A 14,212-nucleotide genomic window follows, 5' to 3' on the forward strand; every position below is an offset into this window, starting at 1 on the left:
CGGCTACATAGGCCGCCCGCGATACTTTTTGCGGCAATCGTCAACTCCAGTTGAGGGGCCGGTGTCCTTTTGAGGGCTCCGGTACATAATTACATGGATAGTCAGAACATTCGCATTCGCCTGAAGGCGTTTGACCATCGCGTGCTGGATCAGTCCACGCGCGAGATCGTCAATACGGCGAAGCGCACTGGCGCAGAGGTCCGCGGCCCGATTCCGCTGCCGACCCGCATTGAGAAATACACTGTTCTGCGGTCTCCGCACATTGACAAAAAGTCACGTGAACAGTTCGAAATCCGTACGCACAAGCGTCTTCTCGACATTGTCGACCCGACTCCGCAAACCGTTGATGCTCTGATGAAGCTCGACCTTGCGGCCGGTGTTGATGTCGAGATCAAGCTTTAATCGGGAGTAAGCCGCAATGCGTAGTGGACTTATTACCCAGAAAGTCGGCATGACCCGCATCTTCACCGATGAGGGTGTGCATATTCCTGTGACCGTTCTGAAGGTTGATAATCTTCAGGTCGTCGCAAACCGTACCAATGATGTCGACGGTTACGTCGCCGTACAGCTGGGTTACGGCAAGGCAAAAGTGAAAAACGTATCGAAGCCGATGCGCGGTCACTTTGCCAAAGCAAAAGTCGAACCGAAAGCCAAGCTTGCCGAGTTCCGTGTGAGCGAAGATGGCCTGATTGAAGTTGGTGCCGAGCTTTCGGCCGCCCACTTTGTCGAAGGTCAGTTCGTTGACGTGATCGGGACCTCGATCGGTAAGGGTTTTGCCGGTGCGATGAAGCGTCACAACTTCGGTGGTCTGCGTGCGTCGCACGGTGTGTCTGTTTCGCACCGTTCGCATGGTTCCACTGGTCAGTGCCAGGATCCGGGCCGTGTCTTTAAAGGCAAGAAAATGGCCGGTCATCTCGGTGCTGCCCGCGTCACCGTTCAGAGCCTGAAGGTCGTTGCGACCGACGCCGACAAAGGTCTGGTTCTGGTTCACGGTGCTGTTCCGGGTCATCAGGGCGCCTATGTCCTGGTCAAGGATGCCGTGAAGCGTGCCGCGCCGGAAGGTTTGCCTTTCCCGGCCGCGCTGAAGGGTGCTGCCCCGGTTGCAGAAGCTGCCGCCGAGGATAAGGAATAAGCATCATGAAGCTCGACGTATTGAAACTGGACGCTTCCAGCGCCGGCAACATTGATCTTGCAGAAGAGATCTTCGGCTTGGAAGTTCGTCGCGACATTCTTCACCGTATGGTGACCTGGCAGTTGGCAAAGCGCCGTGCCGGTACCCATAAGGTCAAAGAAAAAAGCGAAATCTCTGCGACCACGAAAAAGTTCGTTCGCCAGAAGGGCAGTGGCGGTGCACGTCACGGTTCCCGCAAGGCCGTTCAGTTCCGTGGTGGTGGTGTGGCGCATGGTCCGCGCGTTCGTGACCATTCGCATGATCTGACCAAGAAATTCCGCAAACTTGCGCTGAAAACCGCTTTGTCGGCCAAGGCGAAAGACGGCAAGCTTGTCGTTCTCGATAGCGCGGATTTCTCGGAATCGAAAACCAAGGCTCTGGCTGTTGCTTTTGACAAGCTCGGCTGGAAATCGGCACTTATCATCGACGGTGCTTCGGTCAATGAGGGTTTTGCCCGCGCAGCGCGCAACATCCCGCAGATCGACGTTCTGCCGCAGGTTGGTGCCAACGTCTATGACATCCTGCGCCGTGACACCCTGGTGCTGACCAAGGGTGCGGTCGAAGCGTTGGAGGCACGTCTCAAATGACGATCATCAGCAAAGAGCGGATGTACGAAGTCATCCGCGCCCCGCATATTACTGAAAAGTCGACGCTGATTTCTGAACACAACGCCGTTGCGTTCAAAGTCGCAATCGACGCCACCAAGCCAGAGATCAAGGCTGCTGTGGAAGGTCTGTTCGGGGTGAAGGTCAAGGCGGTTAACACCTCAGTGGTGAAAGGCAAGACCAAGCGTTTTCGTGGTACTGCCGGCCGTCGGAGTGATTTCAAGAAAGCGATGGTGACGCTCGAAGAGGGCCAATCCATCGATGTGACGACGGGAATCTAAGACAATGGCTTTGAAGAAGTTTAAACCAACATCTCCTGGTCGCCGTCAGCTGGTTCTTGTCGATCGCTCCGATCTCCACAAGGGCAAGCCGATCAAGGCGCTGACCGAAGGTCTGCGCAAGAAAGGCGGCCGTAACAACGCTGGTCGTATCACTGCCCGTCGTATCGGTGGTGGTCACAAGCGTCGTTACCGTATTATCGACTTCAAACGGAACAAGTTTGATGTTGTCGGTACGGTCGAACGTCTGGAATACGATCCGAACCGTACGGCGTTTATCGCCCTGGTTCGTTATTCCGACGACGAACTGGCCTACATCCTCGCACCGCAGCGTCTCGCAGTCGGCGACCAGATTGTCGCTTCCGACCGCGTGGACATCAAGCCGGGTAATGCCGCACCGCTGAAGAATATTCCGGTCGGTACCATCGTCCATAACGTCGAACTGAAAGCCGGTAAAGGTGGTCAGGTCGCACGGTCGGCAGGTGCTTATGTGCAGCTCGTCGGTAAGGACCAGGGTTACGCCCAGCTGAAGCTGTCCTCTGGTGAAGTGCGTTTGGTTCGTGGTGAGTGCATGGCAACGATTGGTGCCGTGTCCAACCAGGACCAGCAAAATACGAATCTTGGTAAAGCTGGCCGTAATCGCTGGCTTGGCAAGCGTCCGTCGGTTCGTGGTGTTGCCATGAACCCGATCGATCACCCGCATGGTGGTGGTGAAGGTCGTACCTCGGGTGGTCGTCACCCGGTTACGCCTTGGGGCAAGCCGACCAAGGGTAAACGCACCCGCTCGAACAAGAAGACTGACGCGCTCATCATGCGCCGTCGTCACAAGAGCTAACGGAGGAGGCTAGACAATGGCGCGTTCCGTTTGGAAGGGCCCGTTTGTAGACGGATACCTTCTTAAGAAAGCCGATACAGTCCGTGCCTCTGGCCGGAATGAGGTAATTAAGACCTGGTCGCGGCGCTCGACGATTCTGCCGCAGTTTGTGGGCCTCACTTTTGGGGTTTACAATGGCCAGAAGTTTCTTCCGGTACTCGTGACCGAAGACATGATTGGTCACAAGTTCGGTGAATTCTCGCCGACCCGGACCTATTATGGTCATGCGGCCGACAAAAAGGCGAAGAGGAAGTAACGATGGGTAAGAAAGCTGACATCCGTCGGCTGGCGGATAACGAGGCTGCGGCTTCGCTCCGGGCAGTACGCATTTCCCCGCGTAAGCTCAACCTCGTCGCCGAGTCGATTCGTGGCAAGAAGGCAGAAACTGCTTTGGCAGAGCTGACCTTCTCCAACAAGCGTATTTCGAATGACGTCAAGAAGTTGTTGGAATCGGCAATTGCGAATGCCGAAAACAACCATCAGCTTGATGTTGACCGTCTGTACGTCAAGGAAGCGACTGTTGGTAAGGCATTTGTGATGAAACGCTGGCGGGCCCGTGCGCGTGGCCGCGTTGGCAAGATCATCAAGCCGTTCTCCAACATCCGCATCGTTGTTTGCGAACGTGAGGGGGCCGAGTAATGGGTCAGAAAGTTAATCCGATCGGCCTGCGCGTTGGCATCAACCGTACCTGGGATTCCCGCTGGTACGCCAACAAGGCTGATTTTGCCGGTCTTCTTCACGAAGACCTGGCAATCCGCAAATTCATCATGGAGCGCCTGAAACAAGCAGGTGTTGCCAAGGTGGTTATCGAACGTCCTGCGAAGAAAGCCCGGATTTCGATCCACAGCGCCCGTCCGGGTGTTGTGATCGGCAAGAAGGGCCAGGACATCGAGAAGCTCAAGAATGATCTGCAGAAGCTGGCAAATGCCGAAGTGCAGGTTAACATCATCGAAATCCGCAAGCCGGAAATTGATGCCAAGCTGGTCGCTGACAACATTGCCCAGCAGCTTGAGCGCCGCGTTTCCTTCCGTCGCGCCATGAAGCGGTCGGTCCAGAATGCCATGCGCCTTGGCGCGGGTGGGGTTCGGATCAACGCAGCAGGACGCCTCGGTGGGGCTGAAATTGCTCGTACCGAATGGTATCGTGAAGGTCGGGTTCCGCTGCATACCCTGCGTGCGGATATCGATTATGGCACTTCGGAAGCTCACACCACCTATGGTGTTTGCGGTCTGAAGGTCTGGATCTTCAAAGGCGAAATCATGGCTCATGATCCGTTGGCTTCCGAGCGTCGTGCGCTCGAGTCGGCTGGTTCGGGCCGTAAGTAAGGAGATAGAAAGATGCTTTCTCCGAAACGCACAAAGTTCCGTAAAGCCCACAAGGGACGCCTTAAAGGCGAAGCAAAAGGCGGTACGGATCTTAATTTCGGCGCTTATGGCTTGAAAGCGTTGGAACCGGAGCGTATAACGGCGCGTCAGATCGAAGCGGCCCGCCGCGCGATCACCCGTCACATCCGCCGTCAGGGCCGGGTGTGGATCCGCGTCTTTCCGGATCTGCCGGTTTCGCAAAAGCCTGCTGAGGTTCGTCAGGGTAAAGGTAAGGGTTCTGTCGAATATTGGGCAGCCCGCGTCAAACCCGGCCGGATTATGTTTGAACTTGACGGTGTTCCGCTGGATCTTGCACGTCGGGCTTTCGAGCTCGCTTCGGCCAAGTTGCCGATCAAGACCAAGTTTGTCACGCGTCTTGGTGAAGGGGAGTAATTGGTGATGAAAGTTGCTGATCTCCGCGCTAAAAGCGCCGATGAGCTTAAGGAAATGCTGCTCGACCTGCGCAAGGAGTCGTTTAACATGCGGTTCCAGCAGGCGACCGGGCAGTTCGAAAATACTGCGCGGGTCCGTCAGGTCCGTCGTGATATTGCCCGCATCAAAACCCTTCTCGGAAACGAGAAGGGTGCGAGCGCGGCCTAACAGGACACGCATAGGAGTTAAGACACATGCCGAGGCGTGTATTGCAGGGGACAGTCGTTTCGACCAAAAACGACAAGACTGTGGTGGTCCGTGTGGAACGCCAGGTCATGCACCCGCTGTATAAAAAGTACGTGCGCAAGTCGAAGAAATTCCACGCGCATGATGAAGAGAACCGCTTCAAGACGGGTGACGTCGTTCGTATTCGCGAATGCCGGCCGATCTCGAAATTGAAGTCCTGGGAAGTAGTGGTCGAGGAGTGAGTCCTCAGCCCAATTATAGTCAAGGGGTAAACCCATGATCCAGATGCAGTCCAATCTGGACGTCGCCGACAACAGCGGCGCTCGCCGTGTCCAGTGCATCAAGGTGCTGGGCGGCTCGAAGCGTAAAACCGCCAATGTTGGTGATGTTATCGTGGTTTCCGTCAAGGAAGCCATCCCGCGCGGTCGTGTTAAGAAGGGTGCAGTCCACAAGGCTGTTATCGTTCGGACCGCAAAGGAAATTCGCCGCTCTGACGGGTCTGCGATCCGTTTCGACCGTAACGCTGCCGTGTTGATCAACAACAATGGCGAGCCGATCGGTACGCGTATTTTTGGCCCGGTAACCCGTGAACTGCGTTCGCGTGGCTACATGAAGATCATTTCGCTCGCTCCGGAGGTGCTGTAATGGCTGCCAAGATTAAAAAGGGTGATCGCGTTATTGTTCTGACGGGCAAAGACAAGGGTAAAACCGGCGAAGTCATCGCCGCTTTCCCGGCCGAAGACAAGGTTGTGGTCCAGGGCGTAAACATGGTGAAACGTCACCAGCGTGCGTCTGGCGCCGATACCGGCGGCATCGTCGAGAAGGAAGCGAAAATTGCCGTTTCCAACGTCGCGATTGTTGATCCTAAAGAAAACAAGCCGACCCGCGTCGGTTTCAAGACCCTCGATGATGGTCGCAAGGTTCGCGTTGCGAAGCTCAGCGGCGAAGTCATCGACAACTGAGGGACGGAAAAATGACGCGCCTGCGCGAACATTATAACTCAGTGGTGCGTGATGCACTCCAGAAAGAATTCTCTTACGAGAATGTCATGGAGATTCCGCGCCTCGAAAAGATCGTGATCAATATGGGTGTCGGCGACGCCACCCAGGATCGCAAAAAGCTGGAAGGTGCAGCTGCGGACCTCGCAGCCATCACCGGTCAGAAGCCGGTCTTCACCAAGGCGAAAAAGTCGGTTGCGGCTTTCAAGCTGCGTGAAGGCATGAACATCGGTTGTAAAGTGACCCTGCGTCGCGACCGCATGTTTGAATTTTTGGATCGTCTGGTGACGATCGCGCTGCCGCGCGTTCGTGACTTCCGCGGTCTGAACAAGAAATCCTTTGATGGTCGCGGCAATTTTGCCATGGGCCTCAAGGAGCAGTTTGTTTTTCCTGAAGTCGAATACGACAAAGTCGATTCGGTCCGCGGGATGGACATTATCATTTGTACCACGGCTAAGTCCGACAACGAAGCTCTGGCCCTTCTCAAGGGTTTTGATCTTCCGTTCGGAAACTAACGGAGGTTGGCCAATGGCCAAGAAAAGTGCTGTTCAGCGCGAACTTAAACGTGAGCGTCTGGCAAAGCAGTATGCCAAAAAGCGTGCTGCCCTGAAATCGATCATCGCCGATCGCGAGACTTCCTTTGAAGATCGTGTTGTAGCCGTGATGAAACTTGCCCAGCTGCCGCGCAATTCGGCACGGAACCGTCAGCGTATTCGCTGCGCGGTTTCCGGTCGCCCGCGTGGGGTCTATCGTAAATTCCGCCTGTCCCGTATCGCCCTGCGTGAGCTTGCTTCGCGCGGTCAGATTCCGGGCATGGTGAAGTCCAGCTGGTAAGGAGGACATCACATGTCTATGACTGATCCCGTAGGCGATATGCTCACGCGTATCCGCAACGGTCAGCGCGTTGGCAAGTCCAGCGTTGTCTCGCCGGCTTCCAAGCTGCGTCTTGGCGTTCTGGACGTGCTCCAGCGCGAAGGTTTTATTCGTGGCTATTCTGTCAGTGAAATTCGCAAGGGCGTCAGCGAGATTGCCATTGAACTCAAATATTTTGAAGGCAATGGCGTAATCAAGCAGATCGACCGCGTCTCGACCCCGGGTCGTCGTGTATATTCGAAGATCAAAGATCTTCCGAAGGTATATAACGGTCTCGGTATCGCAGTTCTTTCGACTCCGAAGGGTGTTCTTTCGGATCAGGAAGCTCGCGAGCAAAATGTCGGCGGCGAAATCCTCTGCAAGGTATTCTAAGGAGAGGGCCAACGATGTCGCGAGTAGGAAAAAATCCGGTGGCTGTGCCTAACGGCGTAACCATCAACCTGACCGAAGCAGCAATCAGTGCAAAGGGCAAGCTCGGTGAGCTCAGCCTGAACCTGACCTCGGACGTAACCGTTACCCAGGAAGACAATCAGATCTGGGTAAAGCCGAACAATGACGGCAAGCGCGCCCGCGCGCTTTGGGGAACCACCCGTGCCAACATCGCCAATCTTGTGGCTGGTGTCTCGGAAGGTTTCACCAAGAAGCTGGAAATTACCGGTGTCGGTTATCGTGCGCAGGTCCAGGGCAACAAACTGGTTCTGCAGCTTGGTTTTTCGCATGATGTGGAAATGGACATTCCGTCCGGTCTTTCCGTCGTTGCCGAAAAGCCGACCCTTATCGCCATTTCTGGCGCAGATAAACAGCTCGTTGGTCAGTTTGCGGCAAATGCCCGCGGCTGGCGCGGTCCGGAGCCTTACAAAGGCAAGGGTGTCCGTTACGAAGGCGAGTATATCTTGCGCAAAGAAGGCAAGAAGAAGTAAGGACTGGCACGATGAACAACGCGAGAAAACTTTTCGAACGTCGCAAACGCCGCGTTCGTTTTGCGATCCGCCAGAAAGCGGCCGGTCGCCCGCGCCTCAGCGTGCACCGTTCCAACGCACATATCTATGCTCAGATCATCGACGATCTCGCTGGCAAAACCATTGCCTACGCGTCGTCAGCAGAGAATGGTGCGAAGGGCGGTAACGCCGAAGCTGCTGCGCTTGTCGGTAAAGCCATTGCCGAACGTGCTGTTGCCGCTGGTGTAAAAACGGTCGTTTTCGATCGTGGCGGGTATTTGTTCCATGGCCGGGTGAAAGCTCTGGCCGATGCCGCCCGTGAGGGCGGTCTGGACTTCTAAGGAGCACGACCATGGCACGTAATCAAAATCAGCCGCAGCAGGCGCCGAAAAACCGTGAAGAGACCGAACTCGTCGACAAGCTGGTTGGTATCAACCGCGTCGCGAAAGTGGTCAAAGGCGGTCGTCGCTTTGCTTTCTCCGCAATGGTTGTTGTTGGTGATCAGCGCGGTCGCGTCGGTTACGGCACGGGTAAAGCCCGTGAAGTTCCCGAAGCCATCCGCAAGGCCACCGAAGCAGCCAAGCGCAACATGATCCGCGTTCCGTTGCGCGAAGGTCGTACCCTGCATCATGACATCAATGGTCATTTCGGTGCAGGTCGCGTTCTCCTTCGTTCGGCTCCGGCCGGTACCGGTATTATTGCCGGTGGTGCAATGCGCGCAGTGTTTGAAACGATGGGTGTTCAGGACGTGGTTGCCAAGTGCACCGGGACGAACAACCCGCACAACGTCATCCGTGCAACCCTCGACGCTCTGGTCAATGGCGCTTCCCCGCGCCAGGTCGCGGCCAAGCGCGGTCTGAAGGTTGGCGATATCGTTGCCCGTCGCGACAGCGGTTCGGCTGCAGCCAATGCTGCATCTGCCGCCCTCGAAAAGGAGTAATTCGATATGGCTGCTGGCAAAAAAGCGACCGTTCGTGTTACCCAGACCGGGTCGCCGATTGGACGTCCGGCAGACCAGCGTGCAACGCTGGTCGGTCTTGGTCTCAACAAGATGCACCGGACTCGTGAGCTGGAAGATACTCCGGCTGTTCGCGGAATGATCGCCAAGGTCAAGCACCTCGTCCGTGTGGACGAGGCCTGATTGGCCCAGATCGAAAAGGTGTTGATTGATGAAACTCAACGAACTTGCTGATAACCCGGGTGCCCGCAAAGCGCGTACCCGTGTTGGTCGCGGCATTGGTTCGGGCAAAGGCAAAACTTCTGGCGCAGGTCAGAAGGGTCAGAAGTCCCGTTCCGGCGTAGCGATTTACGGTTTTGAAGGCGGGCAGATGCCGATTTATCGCCGCCTTCCGAAGCGTGGCTTTAAAAACCCGTTCCGCAAGGAATATGGCGTGGTGAATCTTGGTACCCTTCAGACCGCTGTTGATAACGGCGTTCTTGAAGAAGGTGCAAATGTCACCATTGCTGTTCTTGTGGAAAAAGGCCTGGCCCGTCCGCAGAAAGACGGCCTGCGTCTGCTCGGTAAGGGCGAACTCAAGGCGAAACTCGCCATCGAGATCACCGGTGCTTCCAAGTCGGCTATCGAAGCCGTCGAGAAAGCCGGTGGGTCGGTAACGGTTCTGGCTCCGGCTGCGGCCGAAGCAGAAACCGCAGAGTAAGCCTCTGTAACGACGCGAGGGTCCGGTTCCATCTTGCATGGGCCCGGACCCTCCGGTTTTAGTGTATTGGGAGATGAGTGCATGGCATCGGCCGCCGAGCAGCTTGCCGCGAACCTGAACTGGTCGTCTTTTTCCAAGGCGACAGAGCTTAAAAAGCGTATCTGGTTCACTTTGGGGGCGCTTATTGTTTATCGTCTGGGAACCTATATTCCCGTTCCTGGCGTGGATCCGTCCATTCTTGCTGATATTTTCAAGCAGAATGCGGGTGGTGTCCTTGGCATGTTCGACATGTTCGCAGGTGGCGCATTAAGCCGCATGACGATCTTTGCTCTGAACATCATGCCCTACATCTCGGCTTCAATTATTATTCAGTTGATGACCACCGTTTCACCGACTCTTGAGCAATATAAAAAAGAGGGTGAGCAGGGTCGCAAAAAGATTAATCAATATACCCGCTATTTGACGGTTGTGATTGCAACGGTTCAGGCCTGGGGCATTGCCGTTGGCCTTGAAAGCATGTCAGGCTCGATGGGGGCTGCGGTTCATGAACCGGGTATGTTCTTCCGGCTGATTGCTGTTGTTACGCTGGTTGGCGGTACCATGTTCCTGATGTGGCTGGGCGAGCAGGTCACACAGCGCGGTATCGGGAATGGTATTTCCCTGATCATTTTCACCGGTATTGTTGCCAACCTGCCGCGTGCCATTGCCGGAACGCTGGAACTGGGACGTACCGGTGCGCTCTCTGCGCTGGTCATTGTCGCCATTGTCGTGATGGCGGTTGCGGTCATTGCCTTTATCGTGTTCATGGAACGCGCCCAGCGCCGGGTGCTGATCCAGTATCCGAAACGCCAGGTTGGCATGAAGGTGATGGAAGGGCAGAGTTCCCATCTGCCGCTCAAGATCAACACCGCCGGTGTGATCCCGCCGATTTTCGCAAGCTCGCTGCTGTTGATGCCGCTGTCGGTTGCCCAGTTCACCGCTGGTGCGGATGCCCCGGCATGGTTGACGAGTGTGACGGCCGTGCTGGGTCGGGGACAGCCGCTTTATATTGCGCTTTATATTGCCCTGATCGTGTTTTTCTCGTTCTTCTATACCGCTGTGGTCTTTAACCCGGATGATACGGCGGACAATCTGAAGAAGCATGGCGGCTTTATTCCCGGCATTCGTCCCGGCAAGAATACCGCTGCCCATCTTGATTTTATTCTGACCCGCCTGACGGTTTTGGGTGCCGCGTATCTGGCTTTTGTGTGTATTCTGCCAGAATTGCTGATCGCGGAATGGTCGGTGCCATTCTACTTTGGTGGGACTAGCCTGCTGATCGTTGTCACGGTAACGATGGATACTGTTGCACAGATTCAGTCACACATGCTGGCCCATCAGTATGAAGGCCTGATCAAGAAATCGAAACTGCGCGGACGCCGCCGCTAAGACTGGTGCCGCGCGACTATCAGGGGGTAACGATGAACATTATCCTTCTTGGCCCGCCCGGTGCCGGCAAAGGGACCCAGGCCAAGCGGCTTGAAACGGGTCGCGGGATGATACAGCTTTCAACCGGCGACATGCTGCGTGCCGCAGTTGCCGCCGGAACCGAACTTGGAAAACAGGCCCAGAAGGTCATGGATGCGGGCAATCTCGTTTCCGATGATCTGATGATCGGTCTGATTTCCGAACGTCTCGACCAGGATGATACCAAGGGTGGTTTTATCCTGGACGGTTTTCCACGCACCACAGCCCAGGCGGAAGCCCTGGACAAGATGCTGGAACAAAAAGGCCTTGAGTTGGATTACGTGATTGAATTGCGCGTCGATGATGCCGCCCTTGTGCGTCGTATTGTTGGCCGTTATACCTGTGCCAAATGCGGTCAGGGCTATCATGACGAATTCCAGAAGCCCAAGGTCGAAGGTGTTTGCGACGCATGTGGCAGCACCGAATTTAAGCGTCGCGCAGACGACAACGCCGAAACGGTCACGTCGCGACTGGAAGCCTATCACAGGCAGACAGCGCCTATCATTCCTTACTACGAGAAGGAAGGTAAGCTGAAAACAGTTGACGGCATGGCTGAAATCGACGAAGTTACGCGCGAGATTGAAGCCATCCTGGGGTAATTTCCCGGGCTGGTCGTTTATTGTTTGGCGGGTTGGCACTTGCTGGCCCGCTTTGCATCTGCGATTGGCCCCAAAGGATCTGCCCGAGGGTTTGTTAACAGGAAACAGGAGTCTCACACAGTGGCTCGTATTGCTGGCGTAAATATCCCGACCGCGAAGCGCGTCGAGATTGCGCTTACCTACATCACCGGTATTGGTCCGGCGAAAGCTAAAGAAATTTGCTCGAAAGTTGGTATCGAAGCGCAAACCCGCGTTCACCAGCTGAGCGACGATCAGGTTCTTCGTGTTCGCGAAGTCATCGACGCCGATTATGTCGTTGAAGGTGACCTGCGTCGTGAAACCGCTATGAACATCAAACGTCTGATGGATCTGGGCTGCTATCGTGGCCTGCGTCATCGTCGTGGTCTCCCGGTGCGCGGTCAGCGTACCCACACCAATGCCCGCACCCGTAAGGGCCCGGCTAAGCCGATTGCTGGCAAGAAGAAGTAAGGTAGGGGAACGACAATGGCAAAAGCACCTCAGACTCGTGTGCGTCGCCGCGAGCGTAAGAATATTACGAACGGCATTGCGCATGTGAATGCAACGTTCAACAACACCATGATCACCATCACCGACGTTCAGGGCAACACCATTGCCTGGTCGACCGCTGGTGGCATGGGTTTCCGTGGTTCGCGTAAATCCACGCCTTATGCAGCACAGATCGCTGCTGAAGATGCTGGTAAAAAAGCCGCCGAACACGGCATGAAAACGCTTGAAGTCGAAGTCAAGGGCCCGGGTTCAGGGCGTGAGTCGGCTTTGCGCGCATTGCAGGCAGTCGGCTTTACCGTTACGTCGATCAAAGACGTAACGCCGATTCCGCACAATGGTTGCCGTCCGCGCAAGCGTCGTCGCGTCTAATCGCGCCGATCTGCGGACGACCCGCGTATAGGCCCGGGCAACCGGGCCTGTTCGCGTTTCTCGTTGGGGTGCGCTTCACCCCACATTACCCTAGGCTCCAGTTGCGAAGGTGGGTCTCGTGATTCAGAAGAACTGGCAGGAACTGATTAAGCCGACGAAGCTTGATGTTACCCCGGGTACGGACGCCAGCCGCGTCGGTACGATCGTGGCTGAACCGCTGGAGCGCGGTTTTGGTCAGACCCTGGGCAACGCGCTGCGTCGCATTCTGCTGTCGTCACTCCAGGGTTCGGCAGTGACTGCAATCCAGATCGATGGCGTTTTGCACGAATTCTCGTCGATTCCCGGGGTCCGGGAAGATGTTACCGACATCATCCTGAACATCAAGACTCTGGGTGTGCGTATGCACGCTGAAGGTCCCAAGAAAATGACCCTGAAGGCGACTGGCCCCGGTGCCGTCACCGCAGGTCAGATCGAAACCGGTGCGGATATTGAAATCCTCAATCCGGGTCTTGAGCTGTGCCATCTTGATGATGGTGCCACGCTCAACATCGAATTTACCGTTGAAAACGGCAAGGGCTATGTTGCTGCGACTGCGCACCGCTCTGCCGATGCACCGATTGGCCTGATCCCGATCGATGCGATTTTCAGCCCGATCCGCAAGGTCGCCTACAAGGTTGAAAACACCCGTGTTGGCCAGGATACCGATTTCGACAAACTGTCGATCACCGTTGAAACCAACGGTTCGGTAACGCCGGAAGACTCGGTCGCCCTTGCTGCGCGCATTCTGCAGGACCAGTTGTCGCTGTTCGTTAACTTTGAAGAACCCGAAGCGGTTGTCGAAGAGAAGAAAGAAGACGAACTGCCGTTTAACAAAAACCTGCTGCGCAAGGTTGATGAACTTGAACTGTCTGTTCGTTCGGCAAACTGCCTGAAGAACGACAACATCATCTATATCGGGGATCTTGTTCAGAAGTCCGAAGCAGAAATGCTCCGCACCCCGAACTTTGGTCGTAAATCGCTCAACGAAATCAAAGACGTGCTCGCTCAGATGGGCCTGCATCTCGGGATGGAAGTTGGCGGTTGGCCGCCCGAAAATATCGAAGATCTGGCACGCAAGTTTGAAGACCCGTTCTAAGACGGGGCTTCGGCCTGCGGGTCGATATGGAACGCGTTCTGCGGTCCAGCATGCAGGGTGAATAATCATCCTGCCGGGCAGAGTTGCCCACACCGTACGTGCATGACCTGGTTTCAGGGTGGCGTTACGGTTTCACAATCGGTTTCGCGCGCGAAGCCAAGCCAGAAGGAGAGTATCCATGCGTCACGGTATGCAAGGCCGTAAACTCAATCGGACGAAGTCCCATCGTAAGGCAATGTTTGCCAACATGGCTGTTTCGTTGATCACTCACGAACAGATCAAGACGACTCTTCCGAAGGCCAAAGATCTTCGCCCGTATGTCGAAAAACTGATTACGCTGGGCAAGCGGGGCGACCTGCATGCACGCCGTCAGGCACTTTCGACCCTGCGTGATGAAGCGGCTGTTGCCAAGTTGTTCGGTGAAGTTGCCGAACGCTACAAGGAACGCAGTGGTGGTTACACCCGCGTTCTTAAAGCCGGCTTCCGTTACGGCGATGCGGCTCCGGTTGCACTGATCGAACTTGTCGATCGTGATCCGGAAGCAAAAGGTGCGGCTGACCGTGCCCGCCTCGAAGCAGAGGGCGAAGCTGAAGGTTCGGATGAATAAGTCCAGACCCTTGGCCGAAGAAACAAAGACGGGTGGTGCCTTGGCATCGCCCGTTTTTTTTGGCTTTTGCATTGGTGGCGGGCCTGAAGGT

Annotated in this window: 27 protein-coding genes; all 27 read left to right on the forward strand. The window is 55.6% G+C overall.

What is annotated here, in order from left to right; all coding sequences use genetic code 11:
- Window positions 1-93 precede the first annotated feature (93 nt).
- The 27 genes from rpsJ to rplQ all read left to right on the forward strand — a co-directional run bounded on the left by rpsJ (window position 94) and on the right by rplQ (window position 14,121).
- Entirely contained in the window at window positions 94-402 is a 309-nt protein-coding gene (gene rpsJ, locus TH25_RS10655) for a 30S ribosomal protein S10 (RefSeq protein ID WP_007091508.1), read from the forward strand.
- A 16-nt stretch (window positions 403-418) separates the two neighbouring features.
- Window positions 419-1,132 (forward strand): 50S ribosomal protein L3, encoded by a 714-nt coding sequence (rplC, locus tag TH25_RS10660; RefSeq protein WP_114088425.1) that lies wholly within the window; start codon window positions 419-421, stop codon window positions 1,130-1,132.
- A 5-nt stretch (window positions 1,133-1,137) separates the two neighbouring features.
- Entirely contained in the window at window positions 1,138-1,758 is a 621-nt protein-coding gene (rplD, locus tag TH25_RS10665) for a 50S ribosomal protein L4 (protein WP_114088426.1), read from the forward strand.
- Entirely contained in the window at window positions 1,755-2,057 is a 303-nt protein-coding gene (locus tag TH25_RS10670) for a 50S ribosomal protein L23 (protein WP_073953852.1), read from the forward strand. The genes rplD and TH25_RS10670 overlap by 4 nt, the downstream gene beginning before the upstream one ends.
- Window positions 2,058-2,061: 4 nt before the next feature.
- The gene (gene rplB / locus TH25_RS10675; RefSeq protein ID WP_101269349.1) at window positions 2,062-2,889 is read left to right on the forward strand and encodes a 50S ribosomal protein L2; all 828 of its coding nucleotides are present in this window, start codon (window positions 2,062-2,064) and stop codon (window positions 2,887-2,889) included.
- Window positions 2,890-2,905: 16 nt separating this feature from the next.
- Window positions 2,906-3,184: a 30S ribosomal protein S19 gene (gene rpsS, locus TH25_RS10680; RefSeq protein WP_008892178.1), complete on the forward strand. Its 279-nt coding sequence runs from the start codon at window positions 2,906-2,908 to the stop codon at window positions 3,182-3,184.
- A gap of 2 nt (window positions 3,185-3,186) precedes the next feature.
- Window positions 3,187-3,567, forward strand: a complete 381-nt coding sequence (gene rplV / locus TH25_RS10685; protein WP_073953854.1) for a 50S ribosomal protein L22 — start codon at window positions 3,187-3,189, stop codon at window positions 3,565-3,567.
- The gene (gene rpsC / locus TH25_RS10690) at window positions 3,567-4,253 is read left to right on the forward strand and encodes a 30S ribosomal protein S3 (protein ID WP_101269351.1); all 687 of its coding nucleotides are present in this window, start codon (window positions 3,567-3,569) and stop codon (window positions 4,251-4,253) included. Before rplV ends, rpsC begins: the two co-directional genes overlap by 1 nt.
- 12 nt (window positions 4,254-4,265) lie before the next feature.
- Complete coding sequence (rplP, locus tag TH25_RS10695; RefSeq protein WP_073953856.1) at window positions 4,266-4,685, forward strand: 50S ribosomal protein L16; 420 nt, start codon at window positions 4,266-4,268, stop codon at window positions 4,683-4,685.
- A gap of 6 nt (window positions 4,686-4,691) precedes the next feature.
- On the forward strand, window positions 4,692-4,892 hold the full coding sequence (rpmC, locus tag TH25_RS10700; protein WP_073953857.1) for a 50S ribosomal protein L29: 201 nt from the start codon (window positions 4,692-4,694) through the stop codon (window positions 4,890-4,892).
- A 26-nt stretch (window positions 4,893-4,918) separates the two neighbouring features.
- Window positions 4,919-5,152, forward strand: a complete 234-nt coding sequence (gene rpsQ, locus TH25_RS10705; protein ID WP_007091498.1) for a 30S ribosomal protein S17 — start codon at window positions 4,919-4,921, stop codon at window positions 5,150-5,152.
- A gap of 34 nt (window positions 5,153-5,186) precedes the next feature.
- Window positions 5,187-5,555 carry a 50S ribosomal protein L14 gene (rplN, locus tag TH25_RS10710; RefSeq protein ID WP_085585086.1) on the forward strand — a complete coding sequence of 123 codons (369 nt, stop codon included), beginning with the start codon at window positions 5,187-5,189 and terminating at the stop codon, window positions 5,553-5,555.
- Window positions 5,555-5,872, forward strand: a complete 318-nt coding sequence (rplX, locus tag TH25_RS10715) for a 50S ribosomal protein L24 (RefSeq protein WP_114088427.1) — start codon at window positions 5,555-5,557, stop codon at window positions 5,870-5,872. Before rplN ends, rplX begins: the two co-directional genes overlap by 1 nt.
- Before the next feature lie 11 nt (window positions 5,873-5,883).
- Window positions 5,884-6,423 carry a 50S ribosomal protein L5 gene (rplE, locus tag TH25_RS10720; RefSeq protein ID WP_073953860.1) on the forward strand — a complete coding sequence of 180 codons (540 nt, stop codon included), beginning with the start codon at window positions 5,884-5,886 and terminating at the stop codon, window positions 6,421-6,423.
- 13 nt (window positions 6,424-6,436) lie between these two features.
- Window positions 6,437-6,742, forward strand: a complete 306-nt coding sequence (gene rpsN / locus TH25_RS10725) for a 30S ribosomal protein S14 (protein WP_073953861.1) — start codon at window positions 6,437-6,439, stop codon at window positions 6,740-6,742.
- A gap of 12 nt (window positions 6,743-6,754) precedes the next feature.
- Window positions 6,755-7,153, forward strand: a complete 399-nt coding sequence (gene rpsH / locus TH25_RS10730) for a 30S ribosomal protein S8 (protein ID WP_114088428.1) — start codon at window positions 6,755-6,757, stop codon at window positions 7,151-7,153.
- Window positions 7,154-7,167: 14 nt separating this feature from the next.
- The gene (gene rplF / locus TH25_RS10735) at window positions 7,168-7,701 is read left to right on the forward strand and encodes a 50S ribosomal protein L6 (protein WP_114088429.1); all 534 of its coding nucleotides are present in this window, start codon (window positions 7,168-7,170) and stop codon (window positions 7,699-7,701) included.
- An 11-nt stretch (window positions 7,702-7,712) separates the two neighbouring features.
- The gene (gene rplR, locus TH25_RS10740; protein ID WP_114088430.1) at window positions 7,713-8,060 is read left to right on the forward strand and encodes a 50S ribosomal protein L18; all 348 of its coding nucleotides are present in this window, start codon (window positions 7,713-7,715) and stop codon (window positions 8,058-8,060) included.
- Between the two features lie 11 nt (window positions 8,061-8,071).
- The gene (gene rpsE, locus TH25_RS10745; protein ID WP_114088431.1) at window positions 8,072-8,659 is read left to right on the forward strand and encodes a 30S ribosomal protein S5; all 588 of its coding nucleotides are present in this window, start codon (window positions 8,072-8,074) and stop codon (window positions 8,657-8,659) included.
- A gap of 6 nt (window positions 8,660-8,665) precedes the next feature.
- The gene (gene rpmD, locus TH25_RS10750; protein WP_114088432.1) at window positions 8,666-8,860 is read left to right on the forward strand and encodes a 50S ribosomal protein L30; all 195 of its coding nucleotides are present in this window, start codon (window positions 8,666-8,668) and stop codon (window positions 8,858-8,860) included.
- Window positions 8,861-8,888: 28 nt separating this feature from the next.
- On the forward strand, window positions 8,889-9,377 hold the full coding sequence (gene rplO, locus TH25_RS10755; RefSeq protein WP_114088433.1) for a 50S ribosomal protein L15: 489 nt from the start codon (window positions 8,889-8,891) through the stop codon (window positions 9,375-9,377).
- Window positions 9,378-9,458: 81 nt separating this feature from the next.
- The gene (gene secY, locus TH25_RS10760; RefSeq protein ID WP_114088434.1) at window positions 9,459-10,805 is read left to right on the forward strand and encodes a preprotein translocase subunit SecY; all 1,347 of its coding nucleotides are present in this window, start codon (window positions 9,459-9,461) and stop codon (window positions 10,803-10,805) included.
- 32 nt (window positions 10,806-10,837) lie between these two features.
- Window positions 10,838-11,482, forward strand: a complete 645-nt coding sequence (locus TH25_RS10765) for an adenylate kinase (protein WP_114088435.1) — start codon at window positions 10,838-10,840, stop codon at window positions 11,480-11,482.
- A gap of 120 nt (window positions 11,483-11,602) precedes the next feature.
- Window positions 11,603-11,971, forward strand: coding sequence for a 30S ribosomal protein S13 (gene rpsM, locus TH25_RS10770; protein WP_073953870.1), 369 nt, complete (start codon window positions 11,603-11,605; stop codon window positions 11,969-11,971).
- Window positions 11,972-11,986: 15 nt separating this feature from the next.
- Window positions 11,987-12,379: a 30S ribosomal protein S11 gene (rpsK, locus tag TH25_RS10775; protein ID WP_073953871.1), complete on the forward strand. Its 393-nt coding sequence runs from the start codon at window positions 11,987-11,989 to the stop codon at window positions 12,377-12,379.
- A 118-nt stretch (window positions 12,380-12,497) separates the two neighbouring features.
- Complete coding sequence (locus TH25_RS10780) at window positions 12,498-13,514, forward strand: DNA-directed RNA polymerase subunit alpha (RefSeq protein WP_073953872.1); 1,017 nt, start codon at window positions 12,498-12,500, stop codon at window positions 13,512-13,514.
- A 178-nt stretch (window positions 13,515-13,692) separates the two neighbouring features.
- Window positions 13,693-14,121: a 50S ribosomal protein L17 gene (gene rplQ / locus TH25_RS10785; protein WP_114088436.1), complete on the forward strand. Its 429-nt coding sequence runs from the start codon at window positions 13,693-13,695 to the stop codon at window positions 14,119-14,121.
- The last annotated feature ends 91 nt before the right edge of the window (window positions 14,122-14,212 follow it).

It is taken from the genome of Thalassospira profundimaris, assembly GCF_003326755.1.
Classification (GTDB): Bacteria; Pseudomonadota; Alphaproteobacteria; order Rhodospirillales; family Thalassospiraceae; genus Thalassospira; species Thalassospira profundimaris_B.

Coding starts and splice junctions, on each gene's coding strand:
- secY (WP_114088434.1), top strand. CDS start 9,459: ATGGCATCGGCCGCCGAGCAGCTTGCCGCGAACCTGAACTGGTCGTCT.
- rplP (WP_073953856.1), top strand. CDS start 4,266: ATGCTTTCTCCGAAACGCACAAAGTTCCGTAAAGCCCACAAGGGACGC.
- rpsH (WP_114088428.1), top strand. CDS start 6,755: ATGTCTATGACTGATCCCGTAGGCGATATGCTCACGCGTATCCGCAAC.
- rplX (WP_114088427.1), top strand. CDS start 5,555: ATGGCTGCCAAGATTAAAAAGGGTGATCGCGTTATTGTTCTGACGGGC.
- rplQ (WP_114088436.1), top strand. CDS start 13,693: ATGCGTCACGGTATGCAAGGCCGTAAACTCAATCGGACGAAGTCCCAT.
- rpsJ (WP_007091508.1), top strand. CDS start 94: ATGGATAGTCAGAACATTCGCATTCGCCTGAAGGCGTTTGACCATCGC.
- TH25_RS10765 (WP_114088435.1), top strand. CDS start 10,838: ATGAACATTATCCTTCTTGGCCCGCCCGGTGCCGGCAAAGGGACCCAG.
- rpsE (WP_114088431.1), top strand. CDS start 8,072: ATGGCACGTAATCAAAATCAGCCGCAGCAGGCGCCGAAAAACCGTGAA.
- rpsC (WP_101269351.1), top strand. CDS start 3,567: ATGGGTCAGAAAGTTAATCCGATCGGCCTGCGCGTTGGCATCAACCGT.
- rplF (WP_114088429.1), top strand. CDS start 7,168: ATGTCGCGAGTAGGAAAAAATCCGGTGGCTGTGCCTAACGGCGTAACC.
- rplC (WP_114088425.1), top strand. CDS start 419: ATGCGTAGTGGACTTATTACCCAGAAAGTCGGCATGACCCGCATCTTC.
- rpmC (WP_073953857.1), top strand. CDS start 4,692: ATGAAAGTTGCTGATCTCCGCGCTAAAAGCGCCGATGAGCTTAAGGAA.
- rplN (WP_085585086.1), top strand. CDS start 5,187: ATGATCCAGATGCAGTCCAATCTGGACGTCGCCGACAACAGCGGCGCT.
- rplR (WP_114088430.1), top strand. CDS start 7,713: ATGAACAACGCGAGAAAACTTTTCGAACGTCGCAAACGCCGCGTTCGT.
- rpsS (WP_008892178.1), top strand. CDS start 2,906: ATGGCGCGTTCCGTTTGGAAGGGCCCGTTTGTAGACGGATACCTTCTT.
- rplE (WP_073953860.1), top strand. CDS start 5,884: ATGACGCGCCTGCGCGAACATTATAACTCAGTGGTGCGTGATGCACTC.
- rpsK (WP_073953871.1), top strand. CDS start 11,987: ATGGCAAAAGCACCTCAGACTCGTGTGCGTCGCCGCGAGCGTAAGAAT.
- TH25_RS10670 (WP_073953852.1), top strand. CDS start 1,755: ATGACGATCATCAGCAAAGAGCGGATGTACGAAGTCATCCGCGCCCCG.
- rplD (WP_114088426.1), top strand. CDS start 1,138: ATGAAGCTCGACGTATTGAAACTGGACGCTTCCAGCGCCGGCAACATT.
- rpsN (WP_073953861.1), top strand. CDS start 6,437: ATGGCCAAGAAAAGTGCTGTTCAGCGCGAACTTAAACGTGAGCGTCTG.
- rpsQ (WP_007091498.1), top strand. CDS start 4,919: ATGCCGAGGCGTGTATTGCAGGGGACAGTCGTTTCGACCAAAAACGAC.
- rpmD (WP_114088432.1), top strand. CDS start 8,666: ATGGCTGCTGGCAAAAAAGCGACCGTTCGTGTTACCCAGACCGGGTCG.
- rplB (WP_101269349.1), top strand. CDS start 2,062: ATGGCTTTGAAGAAGTTTAAACCAACATCTCCTGGTCGCCGTCAGCTG.
- rplO (WP_114088433.1), top strand. CDS start 8,889: ATGAAACTCAACGAACTTGCTGATAACCCGGGTGCCCGCAAAGCGCGT.
- rplV (WP_073953854.1), top strand. CDS start 3,187: ATGGGTAAGAAAGCTGACATCCGTCGGCTGGCGGATAACGAGGCTGCG.